Annotated in this window: 13 protein-coding genes, 1 tRNA gene and 1 pseudogene; 7 read left to right on the top strand and 8 right to left on the bottom strand. The window is 68.9% G+C overall.

Annotated features, from left to right (window positions below; all coding sequences use genetic code 11):
* Positions 1 to 717: 717 nt before the first annotated feature.
* Positions 718 to 1,245 (bottom strand): hypothetical protein, encoded by a 528-nt coding sequence (locus ACWCP8_RS36225; protein ID WP_352265353.1) that lies wholly within the window; start codon positions 1,243 to 1,245, stop codon positions 718 to 720.
* Positions 1,246 to 1,557: 312 nt separating this feature from the next.
* On the opposite strand from ACWCP8_RS36225, the gene ACWCP8_RS36220 reads away from it, so the two are divergent.
* Positions 1,558 to 2,577 carry an aminoglycoside phosphotransferase family protein gene (locus tag ACWCP8_RS36220; RefSeq protein ID WP_451120561.1) on the top strand — a complete coding sequence of 340 codons (1,020 nt, stop codon included), beginning with the start codon at positions 1,558 to 1,560 and terminating at the stop codon, positions 2,575 to 2,577.
* 444 nt (positions 2,578 to 3,021) lie between these two features.
* Here ACWCP8_RS36220 and ACWCP8_RS36215 read toward each other — a convergent pair whose 3' ends face one another.
* Positions 3,022 to 3,339 carry a hypothetical protein gene (locus ACWCP8_RS36215; RefSeq protein WP_451120559.1) on the bottom strand — a complete coding sequence of 106 codons (318 nt, stop codon included), beginning with the start codon at positions 3,337 to 3,339 and terminating at the stop codon, positions 3,022 to 3,024.
* Between the two features lie 452 nt (positions 3,340 to 3,791).
* Here ACWCP8_RS36215 and ACWCP8_RS36210 point away from each other — a divergent pair, with 452 nt between their 5' ends.
* Entirely contained in the window at positions 3,792 to 4,319 is a 528-nt protein-coding gene (locus tag ACWCP8_RS36210) for a hypothetical protein (RefSeq protein WP_451120557.1), read from the top strand.
* 96 nt (positions 4,320 to 4,415) lie between these two features.
* Here the strand turns inward: ACWCP8_RS36210 and ACWCP8_RS36205 are convergent, their stop codons facing one another.
* Entirely contained in the window at positions 4,416 to 5,480 is a 1,065-nt protein-coding gene (locus tag ACWCP8_RS36205; RefSeq protein ID WP_451120566.1) for an XRE family transcriptional regulator, read from the bottom strand.
* 96 nt (positions 5,481 to 5,576) lie between these two features.
* Here ACWCP8_RS36205 and ACWCP8_RS36200 point away from each other — a divergent pair.
* Positions 5,577 to 6,302 (top strand): annotated as a pseudogene (locus ACWCP8_RS36200) (tyrosine-type recombinase/integrase); the annotation flags it as partial.
* A gap of 81 nt (positions 6,303 to 6,383) precedes the next feature.
* Here ACWCP8_RS36200 and ACWCP8_RS36195 read toward each other — a convergent pair.
* Positions 6,384 to 6,456: transfer RNA gene (locus ACWCP8_RS36195), tRNA-Arg, on the bottom strand.
* Positions 6,457 to 6,646: 190 nt separating this feature from the next.
* Between ACWCP8_RS36195 and ACWCP8_RS36190 the strand changes: the two genes are divergently transcribed.
* On the top strand, positions 6,647 to 8,386 hold the full coding sequence (locus tag ACWCP8_RS36190) for a class I adenylate-forming enzyme family protein (protein ID WP_451120555.1): 1,740 nt from the start codon (positions 6,647 to 6,649) through the stop codon (positions 8,384 to 8,386).
* 16 nt (positions 8,387 to 8,402) lie between these two features.
* On the opposite strand, the gene ACWCP8_RS36185 is transcribed toward ACWCP8_RS36190, so the two are convergent.
* Positions 8,403 to 9,680, bottom strand: a complete 1,278-nt coding sequence (locus tag ACWCP8_RS36185; protein ID WP_352265363.1) for a M6 family metalloprotease domain-containing protein — start codon at positions 9,678 to 9,680, stop codon at positions 8,403 to 8,405.
* Positions 9,681 to 9,955: 275 nt separating this feature from the next.
* Between ACWCP8_RS36185 and ACWCP8_RS36180 the strand changes: the two genes are divergently transcribed.
* Entirely contained in the window at positions 9,956 to 10,630 is a 675-nt protein-coding gene (locus ACWCP8_RS36180; protein WP_352265365.1) for a TetR/AcrR family transcriptional regulator, read from the top strand.
* A 218-nt stretch (positions 10,631 to 10,848) separates the two neighbouring features.
* Entirely contained in the window at positions 10,849 to 12,381 is a 1,533-nt protein-coding gene (locus ACWCP8_RS36175) for an MFS transporter (RefSeq protein WP_352265367.1), read from the top strand.
* 116 nt (positions 12,382 to 12,497) lie between these two features.
* On the opposite strand, the gene ACWCP8_RS36170 is transcribed toward ACWCP8_RS36175, so the two are convergent.
* A complete protein-coding gene (locus ACWCP8_RS36170) occupies positions 12,498 to 13,010 on the bottom strand; it encodes a MarR family winged helix-turn-helix transcriptional regulator (protein WP_352265369.1) in 513 nt (170 codons plus the stop codon).
* Between the two features lie 144 nt (positions 13,011 to 13,154).
* Here ACWCP8_RS36170 and ACWCP8_RS36165 point away from each other — a divergent pair, with 144 nt between their 5' ends.
* Positions 13,155 to 13,937, top strand: coding sequence for a dioxygenase family protein (locus ACWCP8_RS36165; protein WP_352265371.1), 783 nt, complete (start codon positions 13,155 to 13,157; stop codon positions 13,935 to 13,937).
* Positions 13,938 to 13,941: 4 nt separating this feature from the next.
* On the opposite strand, the gene ACWCP8_RS36160 is transcribed toward ACWCP8_RS36165, so the two are convergent.
* A complete protein-coding gene (locus ACWCP8_RS36160; RefSeq protein ID WP_352265373.1) occupies positions 13,942 to 15,021 on the bottom strand; it encodes a questin oxidase family protein in 1,080 nt (359 codons plus the stop codon).
* A gap of 72 nt (positions 15,022 to 15,093) precedes the next feature.
* The gene (locus ACWCP8_RS36155) at positions 15,094 to 15,633 is read right to left on the bottom strand and encodes a GNAT family N-acetyltransferase (RefSeq protein ID WP_352265632.1); all 540 of its coding nucleotides are present in this window, start codon (positions 15,631 to 15,633) and stop codon (positions 15,094 to 15,096) included.
* Positions 15,634 to 15,668 lie beyond the last annotated feature (35 nt).

Genomic DNA, 15,668 nt, shown 5'->3' with positions numbered 1-15,668 from the left:
AAACGCTCTGCTGGGAAACCCCAGCCGAGCGTCTCGCTAAGCTCCTGGCAACAGCCAGTTGATCACCTGTGTTGCAACGACCCCTGGAATTCGCCTCCCGGCCCGGGGCGTTTCCCCGGGTCACGCTTGTGCCCCCGGCAGGATTCGAACCTGCGACACCCGCTTTAGGAGCGTGGTGGGGCGAGTTGGCGCCTGACCTGGCTGACGCGGACTTCGGCGCCTGCTGACTGTGGTCTCCACCAGCAGCCGCAGTTCCCCGTGAGTCCCCGTCTGATCTGGCGCGGTTGTGGCACGGGGACTGACGACGAGCGTCAGCAGGAGGGCGCGGTGGGCATCGATGCGAGGGTCTGCATTGCCCGCCATAAGGCGGCAGCCGAGCCGAGCCCCGTGCGGGAAGCCTGATCGCCCAGGGGCAGAGAGGCGGATCGTCTCCGTCCCCGGCCCGCTGCGTGAGTTGTGCTTCCGCAGATGGCCATCTGCGGCGTCAGCGGGTAGGCGCTCCGCGGGCCTGTCGCCGTGTCCTCCGGCGTCGACGTACCCAGTCCCCGGCCTCACCTATGGCAACTAGGAAAGCGGCGGACGCCGCGCACGGTGCGAGCTCGGCCGATTGACCAATGCCCTTGCCCAGTGACCAGAGGGTAATGGTGATCACGATCCACCACGTGGTCAGCGATGTGGTCTGGCGCCACAAGCGTGCTCGATGTGACGGGGCGGGGATCAACGCTCGGCTTCTTCCGGCGAGGCAACCAACGGGTCGTGCCTGCGCTCGCAGCCGTCGTCTCGCAGGTGCAGTCGGCGAAGATCTTGCAGGGCGGCAACGGGGAAGGGGTAGCGTCTCCACTTCTCGTGGTAGCCGTCCTCTCCATGGGTCCGCAGCACTGTCTGTGCCGCCTCCGTGACGGAGTGACTGAGGGCGCTAAGGGGTTGCGTGGAGCTCCAGGAGAGCGAGCCCTCCCTGTCGGGCACACCGAAGCTCACCGCCATGTCCGGGAACCGGTAGACCGCGATGTCCACGTCCGGGCCCCGGCGGCGCAGAACCCATCGCGCTTCGGCCGGCTCAAGGTCGAAGGAGACCCGCTGGACGGTCGAAGGTCCATAGAGACCTGCGACTGCGTATAGCAAGTCGGCAAGAGCGTCCGTGCAGTAGCTGACGGAGTCCTTGCACTCCGAGGAGCTGTCAGCGATGCGGCACGTCGCCCAGCCAGTGCTGTAGAGCTCCCAACTGAACTGGAGATCACCTGTCATTGTTCGCCTCCCCGTGATCGTTCACGAAGACGGTACAGCGCAGGTCGGCGCATCGAGGGCCTGAAGCACTAGTTTGGAAGACCCCGTATGCGGGTGGCGGCTGACCTGCGAAGCCCCTGACCTGGGCCGGAGCGTGGTCGGTGCCGCTGTTCCCCGTGAGTCCCCGCTGCGCCCCGCCGTAACGGGCATGCAACGGGCACGGTCCCGGCCGGGTAAGAGAACGCATGGACACGGCACGCGTGTTGACGAGCGGGCCAGATCTGGCATGCGCGGCGCCGCCCCTGTGGGCTTTCACGTAATTGGGTGTAGTTCGTGCTGAGGGAAGATCACCGTGCAGGCTGTGATGCGGTTGGGGTGCTGGTCGGGGGTGGGGTAGAGGCGTTCCTGGTCGCGGGTGAGGTGGACAGCGCCTGTACTCCTCGATGCTCTGTTGACCGTGGGTTAGGGTCCCGGTTGATGATGCATAAGAACGAAGTCCATATCGACGTGTCGCTGGTGCGGCGGCTGCTGGCGCGGCAGTTTCCGGGGTGGGCCGACCTGCCGCTGAGGATGGTGCAGTCTGCGGGCACCAACAACACGATCTGTCGGCTCGGTGACGACATGGCGGTCCGCTTGCCCCGTATTGCGGACGCCGTTGAGCAGGTGGAGTTCGAGCATCACTGGCTGCCGCGACTGGCTCCGCTCCTTCCCGCTGGGGTGCCCGAACCGATCGCTCTGGGACGGCCAGGCGAGGGGTATCCCTTCCCCTGGGCGATCGGTCGCTGGATCGATGGAGTGCACCCGACGGGTGAGGAGAGGGACGGAGACCGGTTCGCCATAGACCTCGGCGAGTTCGTCGCAGCAATGCGCATGGCCGATGCGACCGGGGTGCGGCAGGGCTACCGGGGCGGGTCATTGCATACTCGCGATGCCTACGTACGGGAGTGGACCGCCAAGGCAGCGGATGTCATCAACGCCCGTGCTGTCCTTGCCGCCTGGGAACAGGCTCTCGACCAGCCAAGTTGGGACGGACCGCCCGTTTGGACGCACGGCGACCTTATCCCCGGCAACGTCCTGGTCGCCGGCAACGGACTCCGCGCAGTGATCGATTTCGGAGCGGCAGGCGCGGGCGACCCGGCCTGCGACGCGATCGCAGCGTGGACATTGCTCACCGCGAAGACGCGGCAGATCTTCCGGGAGTCAGCAGGGTTTGACGACGCGACCTGGGCCCGCGGACGAGGCTGGGCACTCACCTTCGTCGGCGGGATCTCTTACTACCGCGACACCAACCCTGCCATGGCTGAGCTGGGGCGACGCGCCATTGCGGAGGTCCTCGCAGAGCCGCCCGGATGAACAGCGCTCCAGGTCCTTCGCTGCTTGCCTGCAGAGCACCCTGCGGGCCCCAACGAGATGGCGTCGCTCTGCGACGGTGAAGCACCACTTGCCCCAGCTTCCATCCCGTCCGCCTTCGGCCCACACACCGTGGAGCGGGCGTGGTTCATGGCGTCCAGGTGGAGCGCGCCACTGTACGAACGACCTGGACGCCATGGGCCGCGTCTGCTCGGCTCTGCCTGGGACGAAGGCGGACGGGATGGAAGCCCACAACGCTCGCCACGAATCCGCCGGCACCCGCGAACGGCGCCCCTCCCATCCCGGAGTCTGAGCGCCCCCGCCGGAGGCATGTCTTGTGCCTGCCGTGTCCCTCGTTGGCTGTATTCACGTCGGCCCGGAGTACGTCGCCACCGAGCTACCAGGTGGTATCCGGCGTCCTTCAGGAGGGTGAGCGCCGTGCAGCCGTCATTTGCGAAGGCGGCCGACAGGCTGGCCGACGTACTGCAGGACCCCACCGCAGATCAGCATAAGCATGCTGCAGGCGAAGAGGGCGTCGGAGGTGGTGAGGTCGTGCACCGTGCCGGCGTACTGGTTCAGCGCCATCCCCGCGCCGAACGCCAGGGCTCCGGAGCCCCACAGCCGGGGCCGCAGGATGTACCCCCGCTGCCACGGCACAACCCGGCCGGTCGTGAGGGCCAGGACACCCGCCGCAACGTAGAGCACCACGGCGACCCCCACGACGACCAGCGAAATGACGTGCAGCATCGAACCCCCCTCGTCCATGCTCCTGATCATGGCCACGCCTGCTGTGGACAGCTAGACCCAGCGCTGTGATTTCGGCGACAGCGGCACCATCGGGATGCTCCAGCTGCCGTACGCCGCATCCGCCGCTGCTGTCGGAACTCGTGGGCGTAGCCACCTCGTCCAGGTTGTCTCGCTCTAGTTGCGCGACCGGCGTAGCCGGGGCCCAGAGCGGGGCGGAGACAGGAGCGCAGGGCCCCGGCGGTGAGCCGGGGAGCGCGCGACGAGCGGAGCGAGGAGCCTTGATGAGGTAGAGAAACCTGTAACAGGCCTTAAGAAGCTGTCCGGCCAGCAAACCGGTCGATGCCGAACCACAACGGAAGACGGGGCCGGGCCACACGGCCGGTGCGGCGCGACGCCCTCGGAGGACCGTCCCCTGTGGCGGCGGTTATTGTTCCCGGTCCAGAGGGATGGCAGGGATTGAGGGGAACATCGTGGCGCAGCACCTGGGGCCGCTGGAGCTGGTCGGAGACCGGTGGATAATCGGGGATCCGAAACGGAAGGACGGCCTGTGCGTGGTACTCATGCCCGAGGGCATCGAGCACTACAGGCGTGCGGATCCCGCGCCTCAGTCCGTCGTCCAGTGGCCCCAGTTCGTGCAACTGGGGGTTCATGCGACCTGCTGGAAGTGGGAGGCTACCCGTACCGGAGGTTTCGTCGGCGCATTCAGCAATACCCCTTATGAGACTGGGCGTGACGGCTGCTCCCTGCAGGGGCTGCTCCGCCACCCATCCGAGCCGTGGTCGGTGCGATACACGCACCACAAGCGCCACTACACGGGCAGCCACGTGTTCCTGCTGAAGGCCCTGGTTCGCAAGCTTTCCGAGGCGAAGGCACTGGACCGTCTCGGTGATCCACAGTGGCTGGGCGCGGCCGTCGCCAAGTTGTCGCCGGTGACCGCTTGGCTCCCCAGCTCGGGCAACCACCTGGTGCAGGAGACCATCGAGAGCCTCGGCGCCTGAACACGGTGCCTGCGGTTCAGGGGCGCCGCGGCCTCCCTGACGTGTCTTCACGGAGACCCTTCTCCGAAATGAGCCGTCTCCAACTCGGGACAACCCTCAGCCGGCGCGAGTGAGCGCGGTCAGGTGATCCAGGTACTCCCGGCCTGCCGTCTCCGTGGCGTAGTCCTGGTTGATGATGGCCGCCAGTTCTCGGCTGACCATGAGCAGGGAGGGCAGGGACTGCCGGTCCCCCTTCAGCGCCCACTCGCCGTAGTTCACGGCCTGGTCCAAGTCGCCCTGTCGGGCTGCCACCACGCCAAGGGTGATCCGCGCTTCCGCCATGCGCATCGGTGAGCGTTCGGAGCCGTCGAAGTCAGTGCCCGCCCGGATCACCTCGTGGGCAAGGTTCTCGGCGAAGCGGTCCTCTCCGAGCAGGCGGTAGCAGTCCATCGCGTAGAAGTCGAACTTCGCCGGGTCCACCACGAAGTGGTGGTCAAGGTTCTCGGGGTACGGCATTCCTTCGAGGAGCTTCCGCCCTCGATCCAACGCCACTTCCGTCTGCCGCCGGTCTCCCAGCCGCGCCCAACCCTTCGCCTCCTGGGCGGCAAGCTGCACCGCAACCCCGTGCTTGGGGGACGCGTCGGTCCCGGCCTGCGAGGCTGCCAGGATTCCGCGGTAGTCGCCTGTCGTGAGGGCGAACCATGCGCGCATCTCGTGGGCCCAACCGGAGATCTCCGGGTTGTCCGCCTCACGAGCTAAAGACAGGGCTGCCCTGCGGGTGCTCTCTGCCGCTGCGCGGTCGCCCATGTCGTACTCGACGCAGCCGATTAGGAGTGCGAGCCATCCGGAGAGGGTGAGCACTTCGCGGTGCTGCGCGAGCGTGAGGCGTTGGGCCTGAAGCCCGGCAACGTGCTTGAGCCACTGCCTGCCCTCGGCGGCCAGCTGCCCGCTTGGCAGGTATGGGTACTCCGAGCACAGTCGGTCGGTGGTGATCCGGAGTGCGTCAAGAGTGGCGGTGTCGACGTCGGATGCCTGCAACCGGCTGATGATGTCCAGTGTTTCCATGCCGCTCGCCGCGACGATCTCGGCGTTTCCATCCCGCTGCCCAGCGACGGGGAAGATCGCATGGGTCACGGTGCCGAAGGTGGCGGCAATGATCGGCTGGTAGAAGTCGCTCGGCATGAACCTCGCCGGACTCCCACCGCTTCCATTGGCGGACCATGCTGGAGCCTTCCGGCAACGGCTTCGGCGAGTGGGCCCGGAGCGCGGCAACCACTTTCCGTCGTCAAGGCGTATCAGGTCCTTCGAGCCATCATGAACACGGCTGTTGACGATGAACTCGTTCGCCGCAATCCCTGCCGGGTCAAGGGGGCCGACCGGTACGACGTGCCCGAGCGCCCAGTTTTGACCGTGGCCGAGGTGTACGCGGTGGCCGATGCCATGGCGCCGCGCTACCGGCTGCTCGTCCTACTCGCGGCCTTCACCACATTGCGGTTCGGTGAGCTGGCGTCGCTGCGCCGCCGGGACATCGATACTGCCGGGCGGGTGGTCCTGGTACAGCGCGCCCAGGCCGAGATGCAGGACGGCAAGCTCTTCGACAAGGCTCCGAAGTCGGCGGCCGACGTGCGCCCCGTCGCCTTCCCGGACGAGATCCTGGCCGACGTCGTCGAGCACCTGGAGCGCTACGCGGGGGCGGGCCGTGACGGTCACGTCTTCCTTGGCCCCCAGGGCGGACAGTTACGGCGCAGCAACTTCCGGGACGACTGGATCAAGGCGCGCGAGGATGCGGGCATCGCTGCCGATGTCCACTTCCATGATCTGCGGCACACGGGAAACACCTTGGCCGCTGCCGGGGCGAGCACGCGTGAGCTGATGACGCGCATGGGGCACAGCACCGCCCGTGCCGCATTGATCTATCAGCACATGACCGCCGACCGGGACCGTGCGATCGCCGATCGGCTGGGGTCGATGATCCGCCAACGGCAGGGAGACGCCGCGACGTAGTGGCACGTGTGTGGCACGGACGTGATCATGCGAAAGGGCCAGTTCGAGAGGATCAAGCCTCTGAACTGGCCCTTCTTGGCGTGCCCCCGGCAGGATTCGAACCTGCGACACCCGCTTTAGGAGAGCGGTGCTCTATCCCCTGAGCTACGAAGGCGGGCTACCGCTGACGGCAGTCCAGGACAGGGTAGCGGATGAGGCGCAGGGGTGATGGAGGCAGGCGGGCGGTGCATCGGTGAAGGTGCTGCCGGACGCCCGCACGGTGTGGGGAGCGGGGTGTCTTGACGGGGCATGGGGGCGGGCATAGCGTCACGAAAGTACTGAGCAAGCGCTTGGAGAGGTCGTTCGTGCCGCACACCGACCCGATCCCCGCCGACCCGGCCCCGGATGCCGCCGCCCGCATCGAGGCGGCGCTGACCGGACCAGGAGCCCCGTTCGCCGTCGTGCGGTTGCAGGACGGCCCACAGGCCGGCGCGCTCGTGTACGCGGACGGGCCCAGGACCCTCCGCGAATTCGTGGAGACCACCTGGGCCTTCGGGGACCAGCCGTTCCTGATCGCCGCCGAGCGCAGCTACTCGTACGCGGAGTTCTTCGCCGCCGCGTCCGCGCTGGCGTGCCGGCTGACCGAGGTGTACGGGCTCTGCCCCGGCGACCGGGCCGTCGTCGCGATGCGCAACCACCCCGAGTGGCAGATCGCCTTCTGGGCCGCGCAGCTGGCCGGTCTCGTCGCCGTTCCGCTCAACGCCTGGTGGACCGAGGACGAGTTCACGTACGCGCTCGACGACTGCGGACCGAGGGTGCTGCTGGTGGACGGGGAGCGGCTGCCGCGCGTCTCCGCGTGGGCGGAGAAGACCGAGGCTCGCGTGGTCGTCTTCCACCACCGGGACGGCGTGATTCCGCAGGGGGCCGAGCGATACGAGGACCTGCCCGCGCCCGACCCGCTCGCCGCACCGCCCGAGGTCGAGATCCGCCCCGAGGACGATGCGACGATCATCTACACCTCGGGCACCACCGGACGGCCCAAGGGCGCCGTCGCCACCCACCTCGCCCAGGTGGGCGCCGCACTCAACCCGCGGTTCTACGCGACCGCTTCCGCACTCCGACGCGGGATCATTCCGGGACAGGGGCCCGCGCCGGTCACCCTGATGACCTTTCCGTTCTTCCATGTCGCCGCGTTCACCTCTTTCTACGCGGCCATGGCGGCGGGCGGTGCGCTCGTGCTCATGCGGAAGTGGGACGACGAGGAGGCGCTGCGGCTGATCCGCGAGCACGGCGTAACGCACTACGCGGGCGTCCCGGCCACCGCCCTTCAGCTGCTCGCCGCCGCCGAGCGGGCGGGCGACGAGCTGGCGAGCCTCCAGATGCTGAACACCGGCGGGGCCGCCGCTCCGCCCGACCTGGTGGCGCAGCTCACCGCCCGGTACGGCGAGCGGATCGAGCCGCGCAACGGCTACGGCCTGACCGAGACCTGCGGCGGCGTCCTGGCGAACTTCGGCGCCGACTACCGGCTGCACCCGGGCAGCGTCGGCCGGCCGGCCCCCACCACCGAGGTGCGGATCGCCGGTCCGGCGGGTGAGGCACTGCCCGAGGGCGAGATCGGCGAGCTGTGGCTGCGCGGCCAGTCACTGGTCCGCGGCTACTGGCACAACGAGGCGGCGACGGCCGAGGCGTTCACGGACGGATGGTTCCGGACCGGCGATCTCGCGCTGGTGCGTGACGGGCGGGTCAGCGTCGTGGACCGGCTCAAGGACATGGTGATCCGCGGCGGTGAGAACGTGTACTGCGTGGAGGTCGAGGCCGTGCTCCACGATCACCCGGACGTCGAGGACGCGGCGGTGCTGGGTGTGGCGCACCCGGTCCTCGGCGAGGAGGTCGCTGCGGTCGTCCGGCTGCGGCCCGGCGCCACCGTCACGGCTGACGAGCTGCGGGCGCACGTGGGGCGGAGCCTGGCCGCGTTCAAGGTGCCGGCCCATGTCCTCGTACGCGAAGAGCCGCTTCCGCGGAACCCGACCGGGAAGATTCTCAAGCGTGAACTGCGCAGGCCGGTCGACGACGAGGTGCGGGGGAGAGGGACGAAGAGCGGGTAGCAGGGGAGGGGCGTGATCAGGAGCGGGTGATGCGGACCCGGTAGTTGCCCTTGGAGTCCTTGTCGACCACCGATATGCGTATCCCTTCGGTCGGGTCGGCGAACGTCTGGCCGGGCTGGAACGGGGCGTCGGAGAGCTCGGCCTGCACATTGGGAGAGCGTGTGCAGCCTCTGCTGCCCTTGGTGCTGTCCGCGACGGAGACCGGCCCCTGGCCGGTGTCCACGTCGGAGCGCACCTTGTAGATGAGTACGCCGGGCCTGCAGACCGCCCGGTCGTTGCCCGCCTGGGTCCGTACCTCCACCGCGTAGCCCGACTCCGCACTGAGCGGCACGAAGGCCAGCTTCAGACCGCCCCGGGTGGCCAGCGGCCCGAGGATGCGGTCGGTGGTGCCGGGTTTGGAGGCGCAGCTGATCTGGTTGTTGTCGAGCCAGCCGAGCTTCCACTTGTGCCAGCCGAGCAGATCGTTGTTGGCCCCCCAGTCCTCGGACATGATGTCCCAGTGCCCGACCGAGCCGCCGCCCTCCATGGTGTAGAGGTCGGGCAGGCCGAAGACATGACTGTTCTCGTGCGGCAGGACGCGGTAGCCGGTCTGCGCGTACGACCCGGAGCCGTCGTCCTGGCGGCTGTAGATGAAGGACGTGTTGGCGAGCGGGACGCCGTCCGCGAGCGGGGCGTCGGCGTTGCCCGAGAAGGTCACGGACAGGACGGTGTCCAGCGCGGAGGGTCCGGCGTTCGGTGTGACCAGGACATTGACCAGGTCGTACTCGCGGAAGTCCACCTTCTGGTCGGCGATGGCCACGATGTCCTGGACCAGATGGCGGTAGCCCGGTTCGTACGCTGAGCCGCGCTCTATCCCGTACGCCGAGAACGGCAGCGGCATCCGCAGCCAGCTCTTCACGGGGACTTCGGGCCGGTAGATGAGCCGGCCGTACGAACTGGTCCGGAACCAGGCGGTGGTCTGCGGGAAGAATTCGGCGAGCCGGTCCATCGCCGCCCCGAGTCCTGGTGCGTCCGGGAAGTCGATCATCAGGTTGAGCGCGTGCACCTCACCGGTGGACCGGGAGTAGCCGGTCGGGGTCGGCATGCCCTCCGACATCTGCACGCCCATCGTCGCGGATATCCGGCACGGTCCGAGCCCAGCCGCCTCCGCGGTGGCCGCTGGTCCCGCGGAGGCGTGGCCGGAGGGGGAGAGCGTGCTGCTGGCCGAGGCTGTGGCGACGATGACCAGCGTGGTTGCCCCGGCGAGTGCGAGGGTGCGGCGGCGGCTGGGTATCCGGTGGCGGGGTTGCTGCATAGAGTCGCCTTCCGGGGTCCGCGGCAGCCGACGGGCCCTGACTGCGCTCTGCTGATCACCCTCTGGCGGGCGGTGCGCGGCCGCGCGTTGGGTGCGCCGATCGGTGGATTCTCCATTCGATCGATGTGACTCAGGTCACATCAAAGGTGGGAAATAACCGGGGGCTCATTCCCCGTTTGAACCCGTGTCCCCGCGAAACGGGGAGGCGCTCCCCGGTTGTACGCATCCGGGTCGCGCAAGAGCCAGCAAGAGCCGGAAGGGAAGGGGCTGCCGTCGTGGAGACCGTCACTCGCATCGCCGCCGACACCGACACCGGGACGGCGCCGCGCCGCACGTCCCGCCCGCGGGCGGACGCGCTGCGCAACCGTGAGCGGATCGTGGCGGCGGCGCGCGAGATGTTCGTCGAGTTCGGGCCGGATGTGCCGCTCGACGAGATCGCCCGCCGTGCAGGCGTCGGCAACGCCACGCTCTACCGGAACTTTCCCGACCGGGCCGCGCTGACCCATGAGGTCGTTCTCTCGGTCACCTCCCGCACCACCGACCGTGCGGAGGAGGCAGCGGCCGAGGAGGCCGACCCCTTCGCTGCGCTCAGCCGCTTCGTCCACGCGGCAGCCGACGAACGCATCGCGGCGCTCTGTCCGACGCTGTCCGGCAGCTTCGACAAGGACCATCCCGAACTGCTCGCCGAGCGTCGCCGCCTCGAAGAGGCCGTCGAAGGGCTCGTGGCACGCGCCATGTCCGCGGGGCGCCTGCGCACCGACATAGCCGTCGGTGACGTGCTGGTCGGCCTCTCCCAGCTCACCCGGCCGCTGCCGGGCACCGCGTGCCTGGACATCGACCGGTTCATCCACCGTCATCTCCAGCTGTTCCTGGATGGCCTCGAGGCTCCGGCCCGGTCCGAACTGCCCGGTACGGCGGCAACCTTGGAGGATCTGCGGTGCCGCCCATGAGGCCCGCGCCGGGCTGCTGAAGCAGACGCCGTCCGGCTGCGTGTCCTACGCGCCCTCACCACCCCCACCTCACGACTGACCTCACTTCCACTCCCACTTCTACCGGCTCTCTCCCTTCGCACTTTTCACCCTCACCGTTCACAGGCCGGGACGTTCTGCGTTCACGGTCACGGTTCACGACCCTTCGCGTCCACGCACGTCCTTAGGTGGCTACTCCCGTGTCAAAAACAGCTGATCCACGACTCCCTGACCCCAGCCGCTGGAAAGCGCTGGCCTTCATCGCACTCGCGCAGCTGATGGTCGTGCTCGATGCCACGATCGTGAATATCGCGCTGCCGCACGCACAGACGGCCCTGGGCATCACCGATGCCAACAAGCAGTGGGTCATCACGGCCTACGCCCTCGCCTTCGGCGGACTGCTGCTCTTCGGCGGCCGGATCGCCGACCTGTGGGGCCGCAAGCGCACCTTCGTCGTCGGTCTGATCGGCTTCGCGTTGGCTTCCGCGCTCGGTGGCGCGGCTCAGAACCAGGGCATGCTGTTCGGTTCACGCGCGCTCCAGGGTGTCTTCGGCGCCCTGCTCGCCCCGGCCGCGCTCTCGCTGCTCGCCGTGATGTTCACCGATGCCAAGGAGCGCGCCAAGGCGTTCGGTATCTACGGTGCGATCGCCGGTGGCGGTGGCGCCGTCGGCCTGATCCTCGGCGGCTTCCTCACCCAGACGCTGAACTGGCGCTGGACGTTCTTCGTCAACATCCCGTTCGCCATCGTCGCGGCCGCGGGCGCGTACTTCGTGATCCGCGAGCCGGTCGGCAGCCGTAACCGCTCGTCGCTCGACATTCCGGGCGTGGTGCTCTCCGCGCTGGGTCTGGTCTCGCTGGTGTACGGATTCACCCGCGCCGAGTCCAGCGGCTGGTCGGACCCGCTGACCATCGGCATGTTCGTCGCGTCCGGTGTGCTGCTCCTGTCGTTCGTCCTGACCGAGGCCAGGGTCAAGTCGCCGCTGCTGCCGCTGCGCGTGGTGATGGACCGCAATCGTGGCGGTGTCTACCTCTCGCTGGGGCTGGCCATCATCGCGATGTTCGGGCTGTTCCTCTTCCTGACGTACTACCTGCAGGTCGTGAAGGGGTACTCCCCGATCAAGACGGGGTTCGCCTTCCTCCCGATGATCGCGGGCATGATCACCGGTTCGACGCAGATCGGCGCCCGGCTGATGACGCGGGTCGCGGCCCGCAAGCTGATGGGTCCGGGCTTCCTGACCGCCGCCGTCGGCATGCTGCTGCTGACGCAGCTGGAGATCGGTTCCTCCTACCCGGCGCTCATCCTGCCGGCGCAGCTCCTGCTGGGTCTGGGCATGGGTACGGCGTTCATGCCGGCCATGTCGCTTGCCACGCACGGGGTCGAGCCGCGGGACTCGGGTGTGGCGTCCGCGATGGTCAACACTTCGCAGCAGGTGGGCGGCGCGATCGGTACGGCGCTGCTGAACACGATCGCCGCCTCGGCCGCCACGGCGTACGCCACCTCGCACGCCGCGCTGGCTGCCACGGACCCGAAGCTGCTGAAGCTCCAGGCGATGGTGCACGGCTTCACGGGGGCCATCTGGTGGGCGGTCGGCATCCTGGTGGTGGCGTCCGCGATCGCGGTGACGTTCATCAACGCCGGACGTCCTTCGGCGACTGCGGTGAACTCGGGCTCCGGCTCGGGGGATGCCGACGGGGTCGAGGACGAGTTCAAGGTCCCGGTCGTCGCGCACTGACGAGGGACGCGCGGCGTGGAGTCACATGAAGTGACGTGAACAGGGGTCTGCCCCGGTTCCGCTCGGCGGAGCCGGGGCAGACCCGCGTCGGTACGCGGTGCGTCGGCAGGACCCCCCTAGCGCAGCCAGGGCAGGTCCGCGTCCGTGCCGTCCGGCTCCAGTCCGGTGGCGATGATCTGCATGATCTCGCCGAACGAGCGCACCTGCTCGGGGGTGAGCCGGTCGAACATCGCCTGGCGCACGGCACTGACATGACCCGGCGCGGACCGGCTGAGCATCTCGTGACCCTCGTCGGTGAGAACCGCGTTCTGCCCGCGCTTGTCGGACGGACAGTCCTCCCGTCGCACCCAGCCGTTGCGTTCCAGCCGGGCGACGGCGTGCGAGAGACGGGACCGGGTGATCTTGACGTCCTTGGCCAGCTGGGTCATCCGCATCCGACGCCGGGGCGCCTGGGCGAGCTGGACGAGCAGTCCGTAGTAGATGTGCGGCATGCCGGCGTCGCGCTGCAACTGGCGGTCGAGATGGTCCTCCAGGAGCGTGGTGGCCTGGAGATAGGCGCGCCAGACGCTCTGCTCATCGTCGGAGAGCCAGCGGGGCCCGCCGGTGGGTGCCGTGGTCATGTACTCCACTGTACGACCTTTTCTTGAAAGTTGAACTAGATAGGGCTAAGGTCTCCGTAGCTGGGAACTTGAAGCTTCAAGAAACTTCGAGCTTCGGAGCATCGAGGGCCCCCGTTGAAGCTTTATCTTCAGTAGCAGTGGATGGGGAGTGTCATGACTGTCACCGCGGAGCGGATGCCCGCCCTTTATCTTTCCCACGGTGCGCCGCCGCTGGCCGACGACCCGGTCTGGCCCGGCCAGCTGGCCGCATGGTCCGCCGACCTGCCCCGTCCCAGCGCGATCCTCATGGTCTCCGCCCACTGGGAGGAAGCCCCGCTCGCCCTGGGCGCGACCGAGGCCGTCCCGCTCGTCCATGACTTCTGGGGCTTCCCCGAGCACTACTACCAGGTGCGGTACGCGGCCCCGGGCGCCCCGCAGCTGGCGGAGAACGTACGCAAGCTGCTGCGCGGCGCCGGTACACCGGTCCAGGACATCCCGGACCGCGGGCTCGACCACGGGGCGTACGTCCCGCTGGTGGAGATGTTCCCGGGCGCCGACATCCCCGTACTCCAGATCTCCATGCCGACGCTGGACCCGCAGAAGCTGATGGACATCGGACGCAAGCTCGCGCCGCTGCGCGACGAGGGCGTACTGATCGTCGGCAGCGGCTTCTTCACCCACAACCTCGCCGCACTGCGGCACGCGGGCGGTGGCAACCCCGGCTGGTCGGTGGAGTTCGACGACTGGGGACACCGGGCGCTGCAGGCGCAGGACATCGACGCGCTGCTCGACTTCGAGCGCAAGTCCCCGGCCGGCCGGCTGGCCCATCCGCGCACCGAGCACTTCGCGCCGCTCTTCGTGACGCTGGGCGCCTCGGAGGGCGAGCTCGACCAGGGGCGCAGCGTCATCGACGGGTTCTGGATGGGGCTCGCGAAGCGGTCGGTGCAGTTCGGCTGAGTGGTCAGAGCGCCGGCGGGTTCAGTTCGATCGAGCGGAGTGCGGCGGCCAGGGCTGTCGTGTCGCCGACGTCCAGTGCGGTGTCGGTGAACTTGATCGTGTGGTCGTCGCCGTGCGCCGCCGCCCGTGCGAAGATCTCGTCCGCCGAGGATGCCGACGGCGATGCGGTGTACGGGACGGGGTCGGCCGGGCTGTACGCGGCGGTGACCGCGGCGCTCGCGGCCCAGGCGGCGGCCAGGCTCCGGTGCCACAGGTCACGGGGGAGAGCGGGCAGCGTACGCAGTACGGCGTTGGGTGCGGTCGCGGCGTGCACCAGCATGATCGGTTCGCCATGGCCGTGGGTGGTGTAGCGGTGGGTCGCGGCCCTGACCAGCTCCGCCAGCCGGGCGCGCGCCACGTCCGGATCGTCCGCGAACTGTTGCGGCCACAGCGGGAACGCGGTGAGCTGCGCCAGCCGGTCGCGGATGCCGCCGCTCGGGTCGGCCACCGGCGGTACGGCGTCCAGCGCGGCCGCGGCACTCGGCGCGGGCACGAGCGAGGCCGGTGGGTCCAGCGCGGGCAGCGGCTGGTGGCGGGCGGCCCAGTAGCCGAGGCCGTGCGCGAGCTCGGTGATCCGGGGCGCGTTCGCTTCACCGCCGAGCAGGGTGCGCACGGCGTGGCCGACCCGGATCACGGGGTGGGTGGCGCCCGCGGCGATGCCCGGCAGCAGCCGCGGCCACCACTCGGTGAGGACGTCCTGCCAGGGGCGCCGGGCCGTCTCCTGCTCGAAGTACATCGTCCAGTCGGCGATCCTGCGCGGGTCGCCCAGGGCCTCGCGCCAGTTCTCCGTGGTGACCCGGGCCGCGGGGGCCGGCATGTCCTCCAGCTTGTGGCTGTAGTGATCGAGCCAACGGTGGACGGCCGGTGCCTGGCCGTGCCGTACGAGCGCCTCGACGGCCATCGGGCCATGGTTGCTCAGCCAGCCGTTCCGCTCGGGACCCGCGGTGTGGAGCCGCTCCAGCGCCTCGTCGAGCGTGCCGGTGGCGTCGACCGGTGCCCTGCCCGGTGCGCCTATGAGGTCTGTCCTGCCTGTCGTGTCGGTCATGCCGGAACACGCTAGGCGCGGGGCCCGCCGCCCGTAAGGGGCTGCGGACCTACGCTGCGACCCCGCCGGGTCCTAGGTCTCCGGGCCCAGAGGCTTCTCGTACCAGGCCACGTCCCAGTACCTGCCGAACTTCCGGCCCACCTCGGCGTACGTACCGACATGGCGGAAGCCGAAACGCTCGTGCAGCCGGACCGAGGCGTCGTTGGGCAGGGCGATGCCCGCGTACGCGCGATGCAGATCCTCGTCCGCGAGGGCCTCGAAGAGCGACTCGTACAGGAGCGTGCCGACGCCCTGGCCGGCGGCCTGTGGCGTGCAGTACACGCTCACCTCCACCGATGTGGCGTACGCCGCCTTGGGGCGGAAGGCGCTGCTGGTCGCGTAGCCCAGGACCGATGCGAGGCCGACAATGCGGACATCCTGAGCAACCAGAAGACGGTGCGGGCCGTCTTCAGGGTGAGAGAGCAGCCACGGCATCCGCTGTTCGGGTGTGAAGGGGACGGTGTCGAATGTGAGCGCAGTCTCACGGACGTAGTGGTTGTAGATGTCGGTGAGGGCCGCCAAATCGCTCGTGACGCCCGGCCTGACCTGCACCTCTGTGCGGAGTTCCGGCATTTCCGGCATGAACCCTCCCCTCTCGGCGCGACAGG

This window comes from Streptomyces sp. NPDC002206 (genome assembly GCF_053593595.1).
The sequence above is the reverse complement of the archived record's forward strand: the minus strand, read 5'-3'. Positions and strand labels throughout refer to the sequence as shown.

What these genes read in the sequence shown, in the direction of transcription:
- ACWCP8_RS36205 (WP_451120566.1), bottom strand. Translation starts at nt 5,480, where the DNA reads ATGCCGAGCGACTTCTACCAGCCGATCATTGCCGCCACCTTCGGCACC.
- ACWCP8_RS36165 (WP_352265371.1), top strand. Translation starts at nt 13,155, where the DNA reads ATGACTGTCACCGCGGAGCGGATGCCCGCCCTTTATCTTTCCCACGGT.
- ACWCP8_RS36185 (WP_352265363.1), bottom strand. Translation starts at nt 9,680, where the DNA reads ATGCAGCAACCCCGCCACCGGATACCCAGCCGCCGCCGCACCCTCGCA.
- ACWCP8_RS36225 (WP_352265353.1), bottom strand. Translation starts at nt 1,245, where the DNA reads ATGACAGGTGATCTCCAGTTCAGTTGGGAGCTCTACAGCACTGGCTGG.
- ACWCP8_RS36155 (WP_352265632.1), bottom strand. Translation starts at nt 15,633, where the DNA reads ATGCCGGAACTCCGCACAGAGGTGCAGGTCAGGCCGGGCGTCACGAGC.
- ACWCP8_RS36215 (WP_451120559.1), bottom strand. Translation starts at nt 3,339, where the DNA reads ATGGACGAGGGGGGTTCGATGCTGCACGTCATTTCGCTGGTCGTCGTG.
- ACWCP8_RS36160 (WP_352265373.1), bottom strand. Translation starts at nt 15,021, where the DNA reads ATGACCGACACGACAGGCAGGACAGACCTCATAGGCGCACCGGGCAGG.